Annotated in this window: 17 protein-coding genes; 6 read left to right on the top strand and 11 right to left on the bottom strand. The window is 47.9% G+C overall.

Annotated features, from left to right (window positions below; all coding sequences use genetic code 11):
- Positions 1-4 precede the first annotated feature (4 nt).
- From hemC to HYX48_02910, 4 genes are read right to left on the bottom strand one after another with little or no spacing between them, the layout of a single operon-like run.
- Entirely contained in the window at positions 5-670 is a 666-nt protein-coding gene (gene hemC, locus HYX48_02925; GenBank protein ID MBI2742850.1) for a hydroxymethylbilane synthase, read from the bottom strand.
- A complete protein-coding gene (gene radA / locus HYX48_02920) occupies positions 651-2,024 on the bottom strand; it encodes a DNA repair protein RadA (GenBank protein ID MBI2742849.1) in 1,374 nt (457 codons plus the stop codon). Before radA ends, hemC begins: the two co-directional genes overlap by 20 nt.
- On the bottom strand, positions 2,024-2,731 hold the full coding sequence (gene rnc, locus HYX48_02915) for a ribonuclease III (protein MBI2742848.1): 708 nt from the start codon (positions 2,729-2,731) through the stop codon (positions 2,024-2,026). Before rnc ends, radA begins: the two co-directional genes overlap by 1 nt.
- Positions 2,728-3,720: a hypothetical protein gene (locus HYX48_02910; GenBank protein ID MBI2742847.1), complete on the bottom strand. Its 993-nt coding sequence runs from the start codon at positions 3,718-3,720 to the stop codon at positions 2,728-2,730. The genes rnc and HYX48_02910 overlap by 4 nt, the downstream gene beginning before the upstream one ends.
- A gap of 129 nt (positions 3,721-3,849) precedes the next feature.
- Between HYX48_02910 and HYX48_02905 the strand changes: the two genes are divergently transcribed.
- The 3 genes from HYX48_02905 to HYX48_02895 all read left to right on the top strand — a co-directional run bounded on the left by HYX48_02905 (position 3,850) and on the right by HYX48_02895 (position 6,377).
- Positions 3,850-4,275 (top strand): hypothetical protein, encoded by a 426-nt coding sequence (locus tag HYX48_02905; protein MBI2742846.1) that lies wholly within the window; start codon positions 3,850-3,852, stop codon positions 4,273-4,275.
- 211 nt (positions 4,276-4,486) lie between these two features.
- Complete coding sequence (locus HYX48_02900; GenBank protein ID MBI2742845.1) at positions 4,487-5,677, top strand: LL-diaminopimelate aminotransferase; 1,191 nt, start codon at positions 4,487-4,489, stop codon at positions 5,675-5,677.
- A gap of 13 nt (positions 5,678-5,690) precedes the next feature.
- Complete coding sequence (locus HYX48_02895) at positions 5,691-6,377, top strand: hypothetical protein (GenBank protein ID MBI2742844.1); 687 nt, start codon at positions 5,691-5,693, stop codon at positions 6,375-6,377.
- On the opposite strand, the gene HYX48_02890 is transcribed toward HYX48_02895, so the two are convergent.
- The gene (locus HYX48_02890; GenBank protein MBI2742843.1) at positions 6,374-7,525 is read right to left on the bottom strand and encodes a WD40 repeat domain-containing protein; all 1,152 of its coding nucleotides are present in this window, start codon (positions 7,523-7,525) and stop codon (positions 6,374-6,376) included. The genes HYX48_02895 and HYX48_02890 overlap by 4 nt on opposite strands.
- Before the next feature lie 43 nt (positions 7,526-7,568).
- Complete coding sequence (gene hemG, locus HYX48_02885; GenBank protein ID MBI2742842.1) at positions 7,569-8,906, bottom strand: protoporphyrinogen oxidase; 1,338 nt, start codon at positions 8,904-8,906, stop codon at positions 7,569-7,571.
- Between the two features lie 193 nt (positions 8,907-9,099).
- On the opposite strand from hemG, the gene hemF reads away from it, so the two are divergent.
- The gene (gene hemF / locus HYX48_02880; protein MBI2742841.1) at positions 9,100-9,891 is read left to right on the top strand and encodes an oxygen-dependent coproporphyrinogen oxidase; all 792 of its coding nucleotides are present in this window, start codon (positions 9,100-9,102) and stop codon (positions 9,889-9,891) included.
- A 238-nt stretch (positions 9,892-10,129) separates the two neighbouring features.
- Here the strand turns inward: hemF and HYX48_02875 are convergent, their stop codons facing one another.
- Entirely contained in the window at positions 10,130-10,711 is a 582-nt protein-coding gene (locus tag HYX48_02875; protein ID MBI2742840.1) for a hypothetical protein, read from the bottom strand.
- Between the two features lie 11 nt (positions 10,712-10,722).
- Complete coding sequence (locus tag HYX48_02870; GenBank protein ID MBI2742839.1) at positions 10,723-11,517, bottom strand: hypothetical protein; 795 nt, start codon at positions 11,515-11,517, stop codon at positions 10,723-10,725.
- Positions 11,518-11,626: 109 nt separating this feature from the next.
- Here HYX48_02870 and HYX48_02865 point away from each other — a divergent pair, with 109 nt between their 5' ends.
- Entirely contained in the window at positions 11,627-11,857 is a 231-nt protein-coding gene (locus HYX48_02865; GenBank protein ID MBI2742838.1) for a hypothetical protein, read from the top strand.
- Positions 11,858-11,911: 54 nt separating this feature from the next.
- Here HYX48_02865 and HYX48_02860 read toward each other — a convergent pair whose 3' ends face one another.
- The 3 genes from HYX48_02860 to HYX48_02850 are packed head-to-tail and all read right to left on the bottom strand — an operon-like array spanning position 11,912 to position 15,194.
- Positions 11,912-13,072, bottom strand: a complete 1,161-nt coding sequence (locus HYX48_02860) for an isopenicillin N synthase family oxygenase (GenBank protein MBI2742837.1) — start codon at positions 13,070-13,072, stop codon at positions 11,912-11,914.
- A gap of 51 nt (positions 13,073-13,123) precedes the next feature.
- Positions 13,124-14,317: an MFS transporter gene (locus tag HYX48_02855; protein ID MBI2742836.1), complete on the bottom strand. Its 1,194-nt coding sequence runs from the start codon at positions 14,315-14,317 to the stop codon at positions 13,124-13,126.
- Between the two features lie 22 nt (positions 14,318-14,339).
- Positions 14,340-15,194, bottom strand: a complete 855-nt coding sequence (locus tag HYX48_02850; protein MBI2742835.1) for a LysR family transcriptional regulator — start codon at positions 15,192-15,194, stop codon at positions 14,340-14,342.
- A 122-nt stretch (positions 15,195-15,316) separates the two neighbouring features.
- Between HYX48_02850 and HYX48_02845 the strand changes: the two genes are divergently transcribed.
- Entirely contained in the window at positions 15,317-15,568 is a 252-nt protein-coding gene (locus HYX48_02845; protein MBI2742834.1) for a hypothetical protein, read from the top strand.
- Positions 15,569-15,664 lie beyond the last annotated feature (96 nt).

Below are 15,664 nucleotides of genomic sequence, written 5' to 3'. Positions count from 1 at the left end.
TGTACTATCCAGATAAGGTGGCAAAAAGTTTGAGCATCTCTTCGTCGCTATCGCGAACAATCACTGCAAGTTTACCTTGTAGAGGGAGAGTCTGACCAGGCAATTTTAGCCTATTGAGATGTGTGAGCCCTAGGCGGATGAGGGCCGCCTCTGCAACCACGACCCCTGCTACCTCTCCCTTTTCTATGAGAGTTAGTCGTTTTTCAATCGTTCCGCGGATGTCGACGGGTTTTAGATCTGAGCGCAGAGTTAGAAGTGTCTCCTCGCGCCTTTGAGAAGAGACGCCGATCTTCGCATGCATGGGAAGTGTTTCTAAAGTTACTCCCTGAGAGAGAACAAGGCTATCCCCGGAATCGACACCTCTGGTGATCGCTGCGATGACAAGCCCGCTGGGCAAGGGGTCGGGCAGATCTTTTGCTGAGTGGATCGCGACTCGGCATCCACCTGCAAGAAGGAGCTGGTCGATCTCGCGCGTGAAAAAATCGGTCTTATCAAGCGTCCGAAGAGAGGTGGTCTGGTTGAGATCTCCGGAGGTCTCTATCCAGATCGGAGAGAAGCTCACATCGGGGTGGAAGTTCCGAAGCTCTTCAAGAACCTCTTGGACCTGGACTCTCGAGAGCTTTGATGCGCGCGCCGCGACGAAGAGAGCGCTACTTTCCGATGAGGACATCCGTCGCCTCTTCTACAAACTCGACACTCTTGATGGAGATCTTCTGCAAGAGATCGTGCGAAATCTCTTTCAAATTGCGTTTGGGTAGAATGCAGTAGCGAAAGCCCATGTGAATCGCCTCTTTAACACGCACCTCTATCCGAGGAACGCCGCGCACCTCTCCCCCTAAGCCCACTTCGCCAATCACAAGAGTTTCTTGATCGATAGGACGGTTGGAGAAGGAGGAGCAGATGGCCATAATAATCCCCAGATCGGCAGCAGGCTCTAAGACCCGCATGCCACCCGCAACGGAGACGAAGACATCCGAGTGGTGCAGGTTATACCCCTGCCGTTTTTCGAGAACCGCAAGAAGAAGCGCAAGGCGATTCTGGTCGAGGCCGCTCGACTTCCGCGTTGAAGTTGCAAATGCTGAAGCAGCGACAAGCGCCTGCACTTCGATTAGAAGAGCTCTTGTTCCCTCAACAGTTGGAACGATTGCGGAACCTGGCACCTCTCTCGTCCTCTCTTGCAGAAAGAGTGCCGAGGGGTTTGAGACCTCTTTGAGGCCTTGACCGACCATCTGAAAGATGGCGATCTCCTCACTCGGCCCAAATCTATTTTTTACCGAGCGCAAAAGCCTATACCCCTGATGGCGCTCCCCTTCAAAATAGAGAACGGTATCGACGAGGTGCTCAAGCACCTTTGGCCCGGCGATCTCTCCAGATTTTGTGATGTGACCAATCAGAAAAGTCGAGATCCCAAGCCCCTTAGAAAGATGGAGAAGCTCTGTTGTAATCTCTCTTACTTGCGGAATACTGCCAGGGGCAGAGGGAAGTTCGCTTTTATAGAGAATTTGAATCGAATCAACGATGAGAATATCGGGCTTCAGCTTCTCGATGTGCGACTTGATATTCGAGAAGAGCGTCTCATTCAACAAAAAGAGATTTTCACTTGCGATTTTCAGTCTTTCTGCGCGCAGCGAGGTCTGCTCAACAGACTCCTCTCCACAGACATACAAGACGATAAGCCCTTGAGAAGCGAGCGCTTGAGAGATCTGGAGCATGAGCGTCGACTTTCCAATGCCAGGGTCTCCTCCAATCAGAGAGAGAGAGCCCCTCACAATACCTCCGCCAATGAGCCTATCAAACTCTGAAAGGCGCGTCTGAATTCTTTGAAAGCTAACCTTCTCAATCTCCTTCAGGCGAACGGGCTTTGCTGGCTGTTTACCCTCCGCTTCAAATCTTCGCTTCTGATCGACAATCTCCACTTCTTGAACAAAAGTATTCCACTTGTGACACATCGAGCAGCTGCCGGTCCACTTCGCCTGTGAGTGTCCACACTCTCCGCAGCTCCAGAAGCTCTTCTCTTTTGCCATCATTGACTCATCTTTTTTAGTGCGTTTTCAGCAGCAGACTGCTCGGCCTCCTTCTTTGAAGAGCCCTTTCCTTCCCCAACGAGCTGCTCTCCAATGTAGGCGGCCACTTCAAAAACCTTGCTATGATCTGGACCCGTCTCGCCCACAACTTTGTAAACGGGCGGACGCTGGTATCTCTTCTGCGAATAGTCCTGGAGTTCAGCCTTCCAGTTGCGCAGAGGCTCTTTTACCGAATGCATGAGATCTTGAGCAAAGCTCTTCACAAAAAAGAGCCTAGCCGCTTCAAGGCCTCCATCGAGGTAGAGGGCGCCCATAAGAGCTTCAAAGAGATCCGATAGGATGGTCTCTCTTCCCTTCCCTTCATTCATTCGCTCGCCTCTTCCCAGAAGTATAAATTTTCCCAAATCAAGCTTCTGGACATATTCTGCGCAGGCACTTGCTTCCACTAGCTGAGCGCGCAGATGGGAGAGCTCCCCTTCGGGATGCGAGGGAAGCTCCTGATAGAGAAAATCTGAAACGATAAGACCTAGTACCGTGTCTCCTAAGAATTCGAGGCGCTCATTGTGCTGCTTGACCAGCTCGCGCTGCTCGTTGAAAAATGAGCGGTGAACAAAGGCATTCAGGAGCAGGTTTCTATCTTTAAATTTATAGCCGAGCTTCTCTTCGATGTCGGGACACCGCTGCTCAAGTTCATCGATTGGATTCATAGGCAAGTTGAAAAAATCTTTGCAAAGTTTTCTATTGAAAAGCGCTTAGCTTGGTCACTTTCTAGCCAAACCGCAATCCGTTTTAAGTAGCCCTCATACTCCTCTTTCGACATCTTTTTTAGAAAGGAGTAGAGCTCATCATTATCTTTAAATTTTCTTCTATCGATGAAGCAGTTTTGAGGAACATACTCTTCGATGTTGCTCGCTCCCCAGTAGATAGGAACGCAGCCAGCAGCAAAGCTATCGAAAATCTTCTCTGTTACATAGCCTCGCCCCCCCTGCATATTCTCATAACAGAAGGAGAAGCGGAAGTCTTTTAAAACTTCGAGTTTATCCGCAGCAGTGCCTCGATAGTTTGAATAGCCTGCACTCTCCCATCCCCAACCGTAGAACTCAAAATCGCTGCCGCCCTTCTGCTCAAAGAACTGAATCACCTCTTCTCGGGCAGTGTATAGCTCTTGAGGGTGGCGGCTCTTCTTATTTGAGATAACGAGCGTGCATAGCTTCTTCTTCTCAAACGAGGGAAGATCGCTCCTCATCTTTCTGAGCACCGGGTAGTAGAACTTGAAGAAGCGGACATTATCTACCAGGGAGTCGTCCCAAGTGTAGATCTTGGAAAAAAAATCCTGGACCTTTTTGGTGTAGAGCCTCTTCTGGACTGTCGGCGGCTCCCACATGAAGAGAACGAGCTTCTCTTTCGGAAGGCGCCCAAACTTCAGCTTACTCATTTTTTGAGGAATATTCCAGAAGACGAGGCGCTTAATATCTGGATTCAACTTCAGCGTCTCTCTGCACTCTTTTTCTAGAAAGGGCCTGTAGGCCTTAAGGTCGGATAGAGCAAGAGCATCTCCCTTCTCTATTAAAATTTTGCTTATCGCATTGCAGACAGGATCATTCTCTGCAATCGGCCAATCCGCGATCAGCTCCACCTTATTCCCAAACAAGAGAAGCGGTATAGCTGCAAAGAAAATTACGATTGTTCTTATCATAGACATCCGCAAATTGTATGCGAGCCCTCTATTATACTCACACAGCATAGACATAGAGAAGAAAAAAGTAACAGAATCTGCACCTCCTTACTTAATAGAACACTTAATGGTTGTATTAGCAGGAGAGACATGTCGGGTAGGCCAGGAGAAAGCTACGCTTTCGCTCGAGGCCTCCCCGCGACCCACTTGCGCTTCACCTCGCTTTGCCAAACCGTGTGCTCGAAAGCAGAGTGGGCTACTGCCCTACCCTGCACGCCTTCGGCTTTCCTGCGCTACGGTTTTGCTGTGCGATCTGAATCGATCGGCTGCTCCAGGCAGCTCATTCCCCGCAGGACTTACGTCTCGGGTGCGGGTCCCCTTTCGCGTCCAGTCACAGGGCCATCTGAAGAGTCGGAGGAAAAAAGTCTTCGCTCTCTCTATCTGCACCTGCGACTGGACGCGAAAGGGACCCGCACCGACAGGTGTGGGATGAGCCGCCTGAAGCAGCCCGCCGATGCATATCGCACAGCAAAATTGCACCCGCAGGAGAGCGCGGCGAGCGCGTCAACGGGGTAGTACTGTGTACACCCCTTCTCCGAGGACGCGATTTGGCAAAGCGAGATGCAGCGCAAGAGGGTCGCAGGGAGGCCCCGAGAGAAGGCCAAAGGCCTATCTCCTGGCCTACCCGACATGTCTATTCAGACTAAAAAACTCAATATTACATTCTTCGTGTTTTTTATCTGTGCTCCATTGTCCAGTATAGTTGCTTCTGGTAAGCTGGCCTGATATGCCCAAAATTAACCCTCACTTCTTTTCGATTAAACGTGAGTATATCTTCCCCGTCATCGAACGGAAACTCGCGGAGCTCAAAGAGCGACACCCCGGTGTTCAAGTCTTGAACATGGGAGTCGGCGACGTCTCTCTCCCTCTTGCGCCTTCTATTACCCATGCGATTTGCGAGGCGTTGCAAGAGATGAGCCGCCCCGAATCGATCCGTGGTTACGGACCTGGAGAGGGTTATCTCTCTCTGAGAAAGGCGATAGTCGATCACGAGTATGCTCACTTGGGAATCACTCCGGATGAGATCTTCATCTCCGACGGAATCAACAGCGACATCGTCAACATCCTCGATCTTTTTAAGGTCACAAGAGGAGTGGGGATCTGCGATCCAACCTACCCTGTCTATCTAGACGCCTCTGTGATCGCGGGTCTTGGAAAAAAGGTGGTGATGCTCCCTTGTACGGAGAAGAATAAGTTCGCGCCACAACTTCCAGACAAGCCCTGCGACCTCATCTTCCTCTGCTCTCCCAGCAATCCCACAGGCGTTGCACTCACTCGAAAAGAGCTGAAGAGATGGGTCGACTATGCAAAAAGAGAAAAGGCGATCATCCTCTACGATAACGCCTACGTCGCGTTTATCACCTCTCCTGACGTCCCGAAAAGTATCTATGAGATTGAGGGAGCAAAAGAGGTCGCTATCGAATTCCGCAGCTTTTCAAAAACGGCGGGCTTTACAGGACTTCGATGCGCCTACACCGTGCTTCCAAAGTCTGTATGTGGGTTAAAAGGCAAGAAGGAGGGCTCTCTCCACCCCCTCTGGATGAAGAGACAGAATACAAAGTTCAATGGGGTCGCCTACCCGATTCAAAAAGGGGCAGAGGCGGTTTATTCTGAGATAGGCCAGAAGGAGACTAGGCAGCAGATCTCCTCTTATCTCGCTCAGGCAAAACTGCTCTCAGAAGGCTTAAGAAAGTTAGGCTACACCTGTTATGGCGGCGCCGACTCTCCCTACATCTGGTGGAAGACTCCTAATGGAGCGGGATCTTGGGATTTTTTCAACGTCCTGCTGGAAAAGTGCCACCTGGTAAGCATTCCCGGAAGAGGCTTTGGTCCTAGCGGAGAGGGATATATCAGACTCTCAGCATTTACGACAAAAGAGAGAGCAACAGAAGCTCTAAAACGCATCGCAAAATTATAAGAGACCGCCCCTAATGCAAGTTTTTTTGACTCCACAGCAGCGCTCCTTCTTCATCAACAACAAGTGCATTGAGCTCGAGATGATCCTGCCTGAGAATGAGCTGCTCGCTTTAAAAAACAGCGCAGAAAATCTCCTTGCTAAACGCCTGCATGTAGCCCCAGAAAAACTTCTTCAGAAGCCTTCTGCTGATCTGTTCAAAGAGGGAAGAGATCTCTGGAGAGATGATGTAAGCGTGAAGAGAACATTCATCTCCTCGCGCGTGGTGCAGATGGCAGCAGCTCTATTTCAAGCTGACTCTCTACGCGTAGGTTTTACCCACTACTTGATTGCAGGGGCCGATGGCCACTCCCCCTTTCCCTCAACACCTATCGCATTAAAAGAGATCTGCTCGTTCAACAACCCTCTGGGTGCCGTCCTCATCAAAGTGGATGAGACGCCATCCCCTATTTCAGAACAGTGCCCTCTTCCTCAGGCAATGGGAGCTGCTCTCTTCGTCAGCGCAGACTACAAGTTCTCTTTCGACCTGCTCTTCCAAACCCCTGGGCAGAAGTTCTACATGATCTTCTTCGCTCCCCAAAGGGCCGTCTACATCCTGCAGAAGAACGATCCTCTCACACACCTTCTTAAGAAGAGCGGCTACGCCTTCGGAGACGCTCTCCAAGACAGCACTCACCCCCTCTTCTTCAAGAACGCTCTTTAGACTCTCTTTAAAATGGGCAGGCTACTTGGTTTATTGGTATCAAAGCGAACGATCGCCCCATAGCTGTTTCCAGTGATCAATGTTGTGCCTTTTAGTACAAGATGCGTGATCTCTCCAAACTGCGAAAAGACCTTATACTCGCCCGTCTTCCAATTCCAGAGTCTCGTTTTACAATCATCGGATCCTGTTGCAACCAGGTCATCTTGCATCTGCAAGCAGTTGATCCGTCTCTCATGACCTTTGAGCTCGCGAGTGCAGATACCGCTCTCGAGATCCCAAACTCTGCAGATCCCATCCTTTGCTGCTGTAATCAGAACTCTTCCTTCGAATTGGAGAGCAGTAACTTCTGACCCGTGTTCAAATTTTTGGAGAAGTTCACCTGTCTTTGCATTCCAGCTGATGCATCTTCCATCCGAAGACCCCGTAACCACAGTATCGTCACTCAGCTGAATGGTAGTGATTGGGGCTGTGTGCTCTTTAAGAACTCTTTTGCACTTTCCTAAAGCTACATCCCATATTCTACAAGTATGATCAAGCGATCCTGTGGCGAGCAGCCCGCTATCTATCGACAAGCAGCCAACCCCTTCTGTATGCCCATCCAGGACATACTCTCGTTTATTGGTTTTGAGATCCCAGACACTTGCCGTTGCATCATCAGTGCCAGTAACTAGAGTGTGACCCTCAACTTGAAGGCAGTTCACTTTGGTACTACCATGATTTAGAGTCTGACTACTTACTTTACTTACAGAATCCCATATTCTGCAGGTTCCATCGTGTGATGCAGAAATTAGGTGATCTCCATGAAAAGCGAGTCCAGAGATTCGAGCCCGATGCCCTACCAGCCAGGTGTTCTTGTCAGTGACTATATCTAAAATGGAGAGCTGCCAATCTCTATCTTTATTATCTGAAGCCATACCGAGCATATGTCCTGAGAGCTTCAGCGCAGTCATCGGGTTATCTCCCACAGCTCCCTTTTCGTAACTTCTCGCCTTAGAAAGGTCTCTATTCGAAGATGAGATCTCGCGCTGAGCTCTCTGAAACGCTCTCGAGGTTAATGTCTCATGCGAAACTGCGGATCTCGCAATAAGTCCTAAAGGCAGAAGAGTGCGCGCCGAACGGACGCCAACTTGACAAGCTCTGATAGACATACCTAACTCCCATGTAGAAAAGAAAAAGAAGAGATAGAGTAAGTTAGAGCTTCTGAATTTTCCTAGAAAATTCTACTGCTTTTTTTCTTGAATACAGCACAGCATCGCTGACTGCTGCTCCGCCAAGATAGTTGCCAACAAGAGTGAGGCGCGGGAGAGAATTTGCCAGCTCTCTCTCAAGACCTTTCATACGCGCTTCATGCCCCACTTCAAATTGTGGTATTGCCCACTTCGACTCGGTTACCGAGAGGTGGTCGCACGGCACGTGAATGCCGAGATGATTTTTTACCGCTGCAAGCGCGTGCGCCTCGTGATCTCCTCCTTCGAGCAGAAGCATTGTAGAGAGGCGAGTTTCGGACTCATTGGAAAAGAGGTTGGAATCAAAGACAGTGCCCAGGATCTCCTGCTTTGCGTGGGATGGAACGAGATAGCCGAACCCGCGCGTTTCTAATACTGATGAGCGGAAGCCAAGATGTACCGTTGCGATATCTTGAAATCTGATCTCTGAAAGCGTCGTTGCAGCAGCAGGCTCGACCTCTTTCAAGTAGCTCGCAAGCTCATATGATGGAAGTGCGCTAAAAAGGTAGTCCGCCTCCCAGCTCTCCTCTTGCGTGTTCACTCTCACTGTATCTTTGAAAAACCGGAGAGTTTCCACTTTTTTACCGCACACGATCGTAGCAGGAATCTTCTCTTTAAGGGTGTGTATGAGCGTCTCTATCCCCCCCTTTAGTGAAAAGAGAGAGGAGCGAGGCAGGCCAAACGTATCGATCGCATCTGCCCTGCTTCTCGATTTTAAAAAGCCGGCAGTTACCGATCCATGCTCCTCCTCCCACTTTTTCAGTTGAGAGAAGCAGCTCTTGATTGAAAGTTTTCTGATATCGCCTGCATAGATGCCTACGATTAGAGGGTCGAAGAGCTCTTTTGCCACACTCTCTCCAAACCTGCGACATACAAACGCGTGAATGCTCTCATCACCAGCAAGGGAGGGCTTCTTCCACTCTGAAAAGAGAGAAGCAATCAGCGGACGCGTAAGGGGTGAAGAGAGAAAGCCTGCGAGATTTTTTGGAAAGAGCTGCAGCGAGCCCCCTCTCCAGATATACCTCAAATTTGCATCTTTTGCAGAAACAACTCTTTGAGAAGAGAGCCCAAGCTCATCTATTAATCTGAGGAGAGCTTCTGAACGAGAGGTTTTAAAAATTCTCGGTCCTTTCTCAAACTGAAATCCGTCGTGAACATCAGTTCTGAGAAAACCGCCGATACGCGGCTGCTTCTCGATCAGGGTGATCTCGCACTCGCATGTTTGGGACAAGTACCAAGCGGCAGCAAGGCCTGAAATTCCGCCGCCTAAAACGATGACTCGCGTCTTTTTTTTCTGCTGCATGAAAGCAAGCTTAACAAATAGACTAAGAGGATGTCTACAAAGACGGAAACATGCTTTTTTAGCCTTTTCGGCAGAATTTAAATTGTCTTTCTTGGTCTACTTGCTCAAGTATGTCCTGCGAAAGACAATTTAAATTCTTCCAAAAACTCTTAAAAAATCAAAGCTTCCGACTTTGCGACACCCTCTAACTCTTATGAACAGAAAAACAGAGATCGTACACTACTTAAAAGCGCTGCGCGAAACGATCATTGCGAGTTTTGAGTCCCACGAAAATGGACAACGTTTTGAGCGGAGAGCGTGGGAGTACCAGAAAGGAAGAGGCGGAGGAGAAATCGCAGAGCTCCGCGGCAGTGTGTTCGAAAGAGCTGCAGTGAACTGGTCTGGTATTGAAGGCGACAACTTTCCCATGAATGATGGCATGGGCCCCTTTTTTGCTACGGGAATTAGTCTAATCACTCACATGAGCAACCCCCACGCTCCTACAGTTCACATGAACTTGCGCTATTTAGAAACTAAGGAGAAGTTCTGGTTCGGAGGAGGCTACGATCTGACGCCCATGGGACAGCCCTACGAGGAGGACACGCGCCACTTCCACAGCGTTGCAAAGTCCACGCTCGACCCCTTCGGCAGCGAGATCTATCCCGAGTTTTCACAGAATGCAGCCACCTACTTTTTTGTTCCCCACAGAAACAAAGAGCGCGGCGTTGGCGGCATCTTCTTCGACCACTTTAATCGAGGTGATTTCGACACAGATTTTCTGCTCTGGAAGAGCGTTGGAAACACCTTTTTAGAAGCGATCAATCCCATCTACACACGTCGCACCACCCAGCCCTTCACACCAGAAGAAAAAGCGCAGCAGTATAAGATGCGAGGCCACTACGTCGAGTTCAACCTCCTCTACGACAGGGGAACTCAGTTCGGCTTCCGCTCCGGCGGCAACCCCGACGCGATCCTCTGCTCCCTCCCTCCCCTCGCCTCCTGGTAAAAAAGCGCATGGGAAGAAGCGCTCGGAAGAAGAAATGGACGTCAACGGACATCAATGGACGGGAAACGGACAGGAAAAGGACACGCGCCAAAGAAAGAAATTCTTTCCCTCTCTCTTGCCCGCCTGTCCGTTTCCCGTCCATTAATGTCCATTCCCTGTCCGTTGACTTCCACTCTCCCGGGCGGGCTTTCTTCTTCCGAGCGCCTCTCCCGGGCGGGCTTTTCTTATACTTAGCTTCTTAAAACTGCTTGTCCCAGAGAGATGAGTTGTAAGTAATAAAGAATGTAGGTTTTTTTTCTTTTCCATTAACTTTTTGAAAGTCCGCAGAAAATCTCTTTAGCAAAAGCGAGAATGTCTCTTTAAGCGCCTTTTGAAGATCTTGACCCTCATCCTTTACATAGATAGACCAGCTTCCAATATTGGAAGAAATGTACTCCTTATTCGTCATCATCTGAACGGCGCTGCTTGCTACTAATTCCGCTCTCAAAATAGGAAGCTGCTTGCCCTCTTTATCGACCAATCTCTCAATCGAAAATTTCAAACTTGGATTCGCAAAACACTCGAGATCGACTCCATTCGAAGTGAAAATATCTTTTTTCTCAACTTTACCAAATTGCGCAAGATCGCGATCGATAAACTTTACCGTTTTGTCGACTTCGTTCTTCTCCATCTTCAAACAAAAAAAGAAGACAAAAGAATTAATGCCCTTTAGAGATGAAGACTCATCTGAAAGTTTTTCAGAAGAAAGCAAAAAGGAGTTGTCAGCATGTCCAAAAACCGCAGATAGACAGAACAGAATAACGAAACAGAATATCTTCATATTTTTTTCCTCTAATCATCCCAAGATGGATCTGCAGGAATTCCATATGCTTTCCAATAATGCAGTTTGTTCACTAGTTTTTGTATGCATCCTTTCCATAAACCACCCGCAACACAGCAGTTTCTAGCCTGATCTCCTAATCCATTTATCACCATTGCTGCTAGAGCTCGAACTTCGGTCTTTTTTACTACAGCAATAAGAGTTGTTAGAGCGCTAATTGTTCCATTAACACGTTCTACACAATCTCCTACAGAAGCGTAATCTGGTCCAAGAACAGGCCAATCTTGACGTGTTTGTTGATAAAAACAAGGCATATCCATACCAAAACAAAATGAACGCGGGGTTGTTATACCCAGCATCTCTTTACACTCATGGCAGGAATAATTTTTTAGGATATCTTCTAGAAATTTGGCTGTAGATTTTACCTTTTCGAGATCTTCCATACGCGCGTAAACAAGAAATGCTCCAAATGCCGAGCGAAACGTTAAGGAAGTTTTAATGTTTTTTTCTGTGCAATTTAGTGCATGAATGTAAGCTTTTCGAAAATCAGCAAATGCTTTTTGATCCTCGCCTAAGAGTAGGTAGCTTTCACCTCGTGAGCAATAAAGATCAGATAAAATATGGGCTTCTGAAGAGCTGGTATTATCGATCTGAAAAGTCTCTTGTTCAACAAGACTTTCAAGGGAAAAATTTTCATGATCTGGAGAGTTTTGCGCACAAAGGGCAACAGAGAAAATAGTTACCAGTAGAAAAATAGACCTTTTGAGCATGAAAGAACCCTTAAAACAAAGTAAAAGTTTTAGCATGAGTTTTTAAGGGCGTCAATGGGATTTTTGTAGCAAATTGTTAAAAATAGAGAAGAAAAAGAGGGGCGATAGTAAACTGAGGTTGTTTTTTCACCAAATCGAGGTACTTATGTTCCGTTCTTTTTTTATTGCATCAGTAATGGCTTGCGCAGCTCTATCTGCTGAAGAAGTGGCTCAAGAAGAAGCTCCAGCTCCAGTCGTTGAAACTGAGATGAACCTCTCTGTTTCCGATGCTGAATCTCGTCCAACAGACGAGCTCGTAGATTCTAAATGCAAAAAGCGTAAATCTTTCGACTACGCTTGCGGCAAATGCGGTCCTAGAAAACTCAACAACGCATAATCGAAAATAAAAAATCTCCTCCCTGTTTGGGGAGGAGATTTTTTTTATCTGCATCTATTTTGCAAGAACTGCGGGGCTTGCAAGTCCATTTTTAATCAGCATCTCCACCACCTGAGGACTCTCTCTTCCGAACTGGATCTGGCGTTCGGTGTGACCCAATTTAGAGTAGGGCTCGAGGAGGCCTGGGGCGATGTTGAGTTCTAATAATCTCTCCCAGAGAAACTCTTGACGTGTGCCTGGCGCATAGCGCTGCACGCCGCCTGTGAGTTCGATGCAAGCGGGAATCGGATCGAGAGGGGTCTCATCGGTTGGATGAACAAAGAGAACCATCGAGTAGCGATTCTTATTCGGCTCTTGCGCTACAACGCGGTGTTTAGCGCTGACAAAGAGGCCGTTGGTGAGGTTCTGCAACATATCTCCGATATTTACGATGAAAGCATCTTCAGGGACGATAACATTAAGCCACTGGCCGTTCATCTCTACCTGAAGCCCTTTTTCAGTGGCAAATGGCAAGATAGCCAGAAGATCGATGTCGGTATGCGGAGCTGCCCAGTAGAGCGGCTGTTTTAATCCCTTTATCTCTTCGTCAGATAGTGCGGGATAGTAGAGCGCTCGGAGGAGCGTATCTCCCTTTTTCGTGTTCGCATTTAGGTAGTCTAAAGGGAGCTGAGTAGTAGCCTTTCTATTGATCGTCTCGATAATCGCCTCTTGCAGAGGAATGACATACTGCTCGAGCTCATTGTAGAGCGTAGAGAGAGAGCTCTTAAACGAAGGTCTTCCAGACCAGATATTTGCAGGGAGAGAGCCCTCGCGGCCGATATGATAAAACTCTTTGCGATCTTTCGCCTGGTTGCCCTTTGCTGTCTCGCCAGGAACGAAGCCGCGCTGTCCTTTTAGCTCGGGAGCATAGCAAGCTGCTTTAACTGAAGCATCCTGTCTAAAAAAGGCTTCCGCCTCTGCGTACGCTGCTCTGATCACTTCGGCATCAACTCCTGTGTTGCGCACTGCAAAAAATCCCACACTTGTCATTGCGTCATAGAGGGTATCAAGAAAGAGCGCCCTCTTCTCAACATCATAATAGTCTCTCATGTCGACAACTGGGATGCGGATATCTAGCTGCTCGGCAGCAGCAACAGGTTGCGGTTCAGAAGCTGAGATCTGAGTTGAAAAACTGAAAAGCAGACAGAAAGCAAGTAGAAATGCGTACATAGCCATAGCTCCTTTAAAATTGCGGAGCTCCGATTCTGGATCTTAAAAAGAATTTTTTCAAGCGCGCAACGATGCGAGTCTTCTTCTTAGAAGGAGTGTAGCCAGTGCAAAGACGATGAAAAGAAGAGGGAGAAGATAGGGCTTATCAATGGGAATGATCTCAATAAAAAAGAGCGCTACAACGGCCATTCCCATATTGATGAAATTCATGACCGAAGAGGCGTTTGATTTATCTTTTGCGTGAAACATAGCGAGCGCTGAGGCGTTAGAAAAGAGAAAGGTGAAACCAACGTAGAGAAAAGGCATCGGAATAAATAGAGTCCAGACACTCACCTGCTCAAATAGAAATAGAACGAGCATGAGAAGCGAGATAAATACCGAAAGCAGACTGCCCCAGTGCATCACAACAAGAGGATCCTTTTTTCCTGCAAGAAGTCTCGTGATTAAAGATCCGACGATCATTCCCATCGCTGGAATAAACGTGAGCAGGCCATAAGCATAGGGAGTGAGGCCAATCTCTTCGATGCCGATAAAAGGGGCCTCCGTTGCAAAGAGATAGGTAATTGCGCTCATGCAGCCCATGATCAGCGCGCAGGAGATCAGTTTTTTATTCCTAAACTTCTCGAGATACCCCTCTTTGATCTTTACGAAGTTCAATGCCTTTGTATCTCTTTCTGCAAGCGTCTCGGGAAGAAGAGCTGATAAGAGACAGACCAGCAAGCTATAGCCTGCAAGCAGATAAAAGCAGCTCTGCCACCCGAAATGAAGCGTAAGGGCACCCCCGATGGCAATTGCCGCGCAGGGCCCCAGAGCAAAAGCGTAAATAAACGAGGAGATCTTTCTCGTCGCCTCCGTCTGATCGCACACATCCCCTACCATTGTGAACGCGACCTTCATCCCTACAGCACTTCCGATCGCCATCAGAAAGCGGCCGAGAATAAAGAGCCAGAAGAGCTCTCTGCTATTTACGAGGACGATAAGCAGGCAGCCGATTACAGCAATTAGCCCTCCAAGGTAGATCGCGGGCTTCCTTCCAAATCTATTCGCGATCGGGCCGTAGGGAAGATTTCCGAGTGCATAGCCAATCAAAAAGGCGGTCATCGTCAGCTGAACTTGAGCCTGGCTCATCTGAAGCTTCATCCGAATCTCGGGAAGCGCAGGCGTGAACAGCACCGCCGAGACGGATGCAAATGATGCAAGCATCATTAAAATCGGAACCGAAAGAGGTCGTTTCTGTTTTGGAGGGCGCATTCTCCGGATCCTAATCAAAAGACTATTTGAAAAGGGAGAGAAAAATTTCGCTGCTCTTTCTCAATTTCATCCCTTGAGGATAGACAGCAGTGATCTGATACTTAGGAAGAGTTAAATCCATCTCGCAACGGCGAAGTTTGAGCTGTTTCGAGGATGCGATATAGTCTGGAAAATAGCCGATGCCTAGCCCCTCGGCCGCCAGAGTGGCAGCAACCACCCAGCTGCGCGCTTTTAAAAAGAGTTCGGGCTCCTTTCCATGCCTCTCTTGGTAGATGTGTTGAAAAACAGCAGCGTCCTCCGATTCAGAGAGAATGAAACCCAAACGCTTCTCCTCTTTCTTGTCTACCTCTGATGATTTATAGAGGCCGTAGCTTCCCTGATATACCGTCTGTTTTGTAAATCCTGAAAAATCGAAAGCTCCTAGCACTGGGACAATTCCAAAGTCGATTGAACCCGCTCTTAGCATCTGTTTGATCTCATCGAGATTTCCAGAACAGATGAAATTCACCTTCACCTGAGGGTGCATCTCTCTAAACTTCTTTAAAAGGCGAGGAATGACAGCGAGTCCAAAGCTAAATGTACACGCAAACTCAAGCGGCCCCATCTCCTGTGCATTCTCTTCCGAGAAGTTCTCCTGAAAGGCTTCCGCTCTTTTTAGAATATCGATCATCTCTAGAAAGGCCTTCTCTCCCTCAGGAGTAAGACGAAATCGATTTGGATGCCTTGCAACAAGAGAGCTCCCCAGAGAGTGCTCTAGCTTTGCGATCCCCTGACTGATAGCCGATTGCGTCACGAAATTAGCCTTAGCTGCAGCCGTGACTCCTCCTAGTCTAACCGAGTCGCAGAAGTACTTCATATAGAGCAGGCTTAGTGTCATAGCTTAAGTATTTCTAATGCCACTATTAAATTCTATTAATTTCTCTTAATCCACATAGAGAGTTTATATTCTGAGCTATTAACAACCCATCGTGGGTTAGTTAACAACAAAGGAGAAAAATTATGAGTATGACAACAGGAGCTGTTTCAACAGCAAGCACCCCTTTTCAACAGGTAGTTGTAGAAACGCTAGAAGTTCAAGGGAGAGCAATTAGAGGAGTGCGAGACGAGCTTCGATTAAGTGATCAGGTAAACAATACGCGACTCGACACTCTGAATAAACAGGTGGAAGAGTTAACCGTTTTTGCAAAAACAGCGAAAGCGGTCGGCTTCCTCATTGGCTGCCTGTTCTGCACAAAACAGATGATTAAATAAGAAAAAGGAGAAAAACATGTCCGCGATAAATGCCGTTTCAAATGCAATAACAGCAAGCACATTGCAAACCACCACTGAAGGTGACCTAGTAGCCAG

This window comes from Chlamydiales bacterium (genome assembly GCA_016185065.1).
Taxonomy (GTDB): domain Bacteria; phylum Chlamydiota; class Chlamydiia; order Chlamydiales; family Rhabdochlamydiaceae.
Note: the sequence above shows the minus strand (reverse complement) of the source record. Positions and strands in the feature narration are given on the sequence as shown.

Excerpts from the sequence above, each read along its gene's own strand:
- hemG (MBI2742842.1), bottom strand. The coding sequence starts at position 8,906 with ATGCAGCAGAAAAAAAAGACGCGAGTCATCGTTTTAGGCGGCGGAATT.
- HYX48_02890 (MBI2742843.1), bottom strand. The coding sequence starts at position 7,525 with ATGTCTATCAGAGCTTGTCAAGTTGGCGTCCGTTCGGCGCGCACTCTT.
- rnc (MBI2742848.1), bottom strand. The coding sequence starts at position 2,731 with ATGAATCCAATCGATGAACTTGAGCAGCGGTGTCCCGACATCGAAGAG.
- HYX48_02850 (MBI2742835.1), bottom strand. The coding sequence starts at position 15,194 with ATGACACTAAGCCTGCTCTATATGAAGTACTTCTGCGACTCGGTTAGA.
- HYX48_02905 (MBI2742846.1), top strand. The coding sequence starts at position 3,850 with ATGTCGGGTAGGCCAGGAGAAAGCTACGCTTTCGCTCGAGGCCTCCCC.
- HYX48_02910 (MBI2742847.1), bottom strand. The coding sequence starts at position 3,720 with ATGATAAGAACAATCGTAATTTTCTTTGCAGCTATACCGCTTCTCTTG.
- HYX48_02845 (MBI2742834.1), top strand. The coding sequence starts at position 15,317 with ATGAGTATGACAACAGGAGCTGTTTCAACAGCAAGCACCCCTTTTCAA.
- HYX48_02875 (MBI2742840.1), bottom strand. The coding sequence starts at position 10,711 with ATGAAGATATTCTGTTTCGTTATTCTGTTCTGTCTATCTGCGGTTTTT.
- radA (MBI2742849.1), bottom strand. The coding sequence starts at position 2,024 with ATGGCAAAAGAGAAGAGCTTCTGGAGCTGCGGAGAGTGTGGACACTCA.
- hemF (MBI2742841.1), top strand. The coding sequence starts at position 9,100 with ATGAACAGAAAAACAGAGATCGTACACTACTTAAAAGCGCTGCGCGAA.
- HYX48_02895 (MBI2742844.1), top strand. The coding sequence starts at position 5,691 with ATGCAAGTTTTTTTGACTCCACAGCAGCGCTCCTTCTTCATCAACAAC.
- HYX48_02860 (MBI2742837.1), bottom strand. The coding sequence starts at position 13,072 with ATGGCTATGTACGCATTTCTACTTGCTTTCTGTCTGCTTTTCAGTTTT.
- HYX48_02865 (MBI2742838.1), top strand. The coding sequence starts at position 11,627 with ATGTTCCGTTCTTTTTTTATTGCATCAGTAATGGCTTGCGCAGCTCTA.
- HYX48_02855 (MBI2742836.1), bottom strand. The coding sequence starts at position 14,317 with ATGCGCCCTCCAAAACAGAAACGACCTCTTTCGGTTCCGATTTTAATG.
- hemC (MBI2742850.1), bottom strand. The coding sequence starts at position 670 with ATGTCCTCATCGGAAAGTAGCGCTCTCTTCGTCGCGGCGCGCGCATCA.
- HYX48_02900 (MBI2742845.1), top strand. The coding sequence starts at position 4,487 with ATGCCCAAAATTAACCCTCACTTCTTTTCGATTAAACGTGAGTATATC.
- HYX48_02870 (MBI2742839.1), bottom strand. The coding sequence starts at position 11,517 with ATGCTAAAACTTTTACTTTGTTTTAAGGGTTCTTTCATGCTCAAAAGG.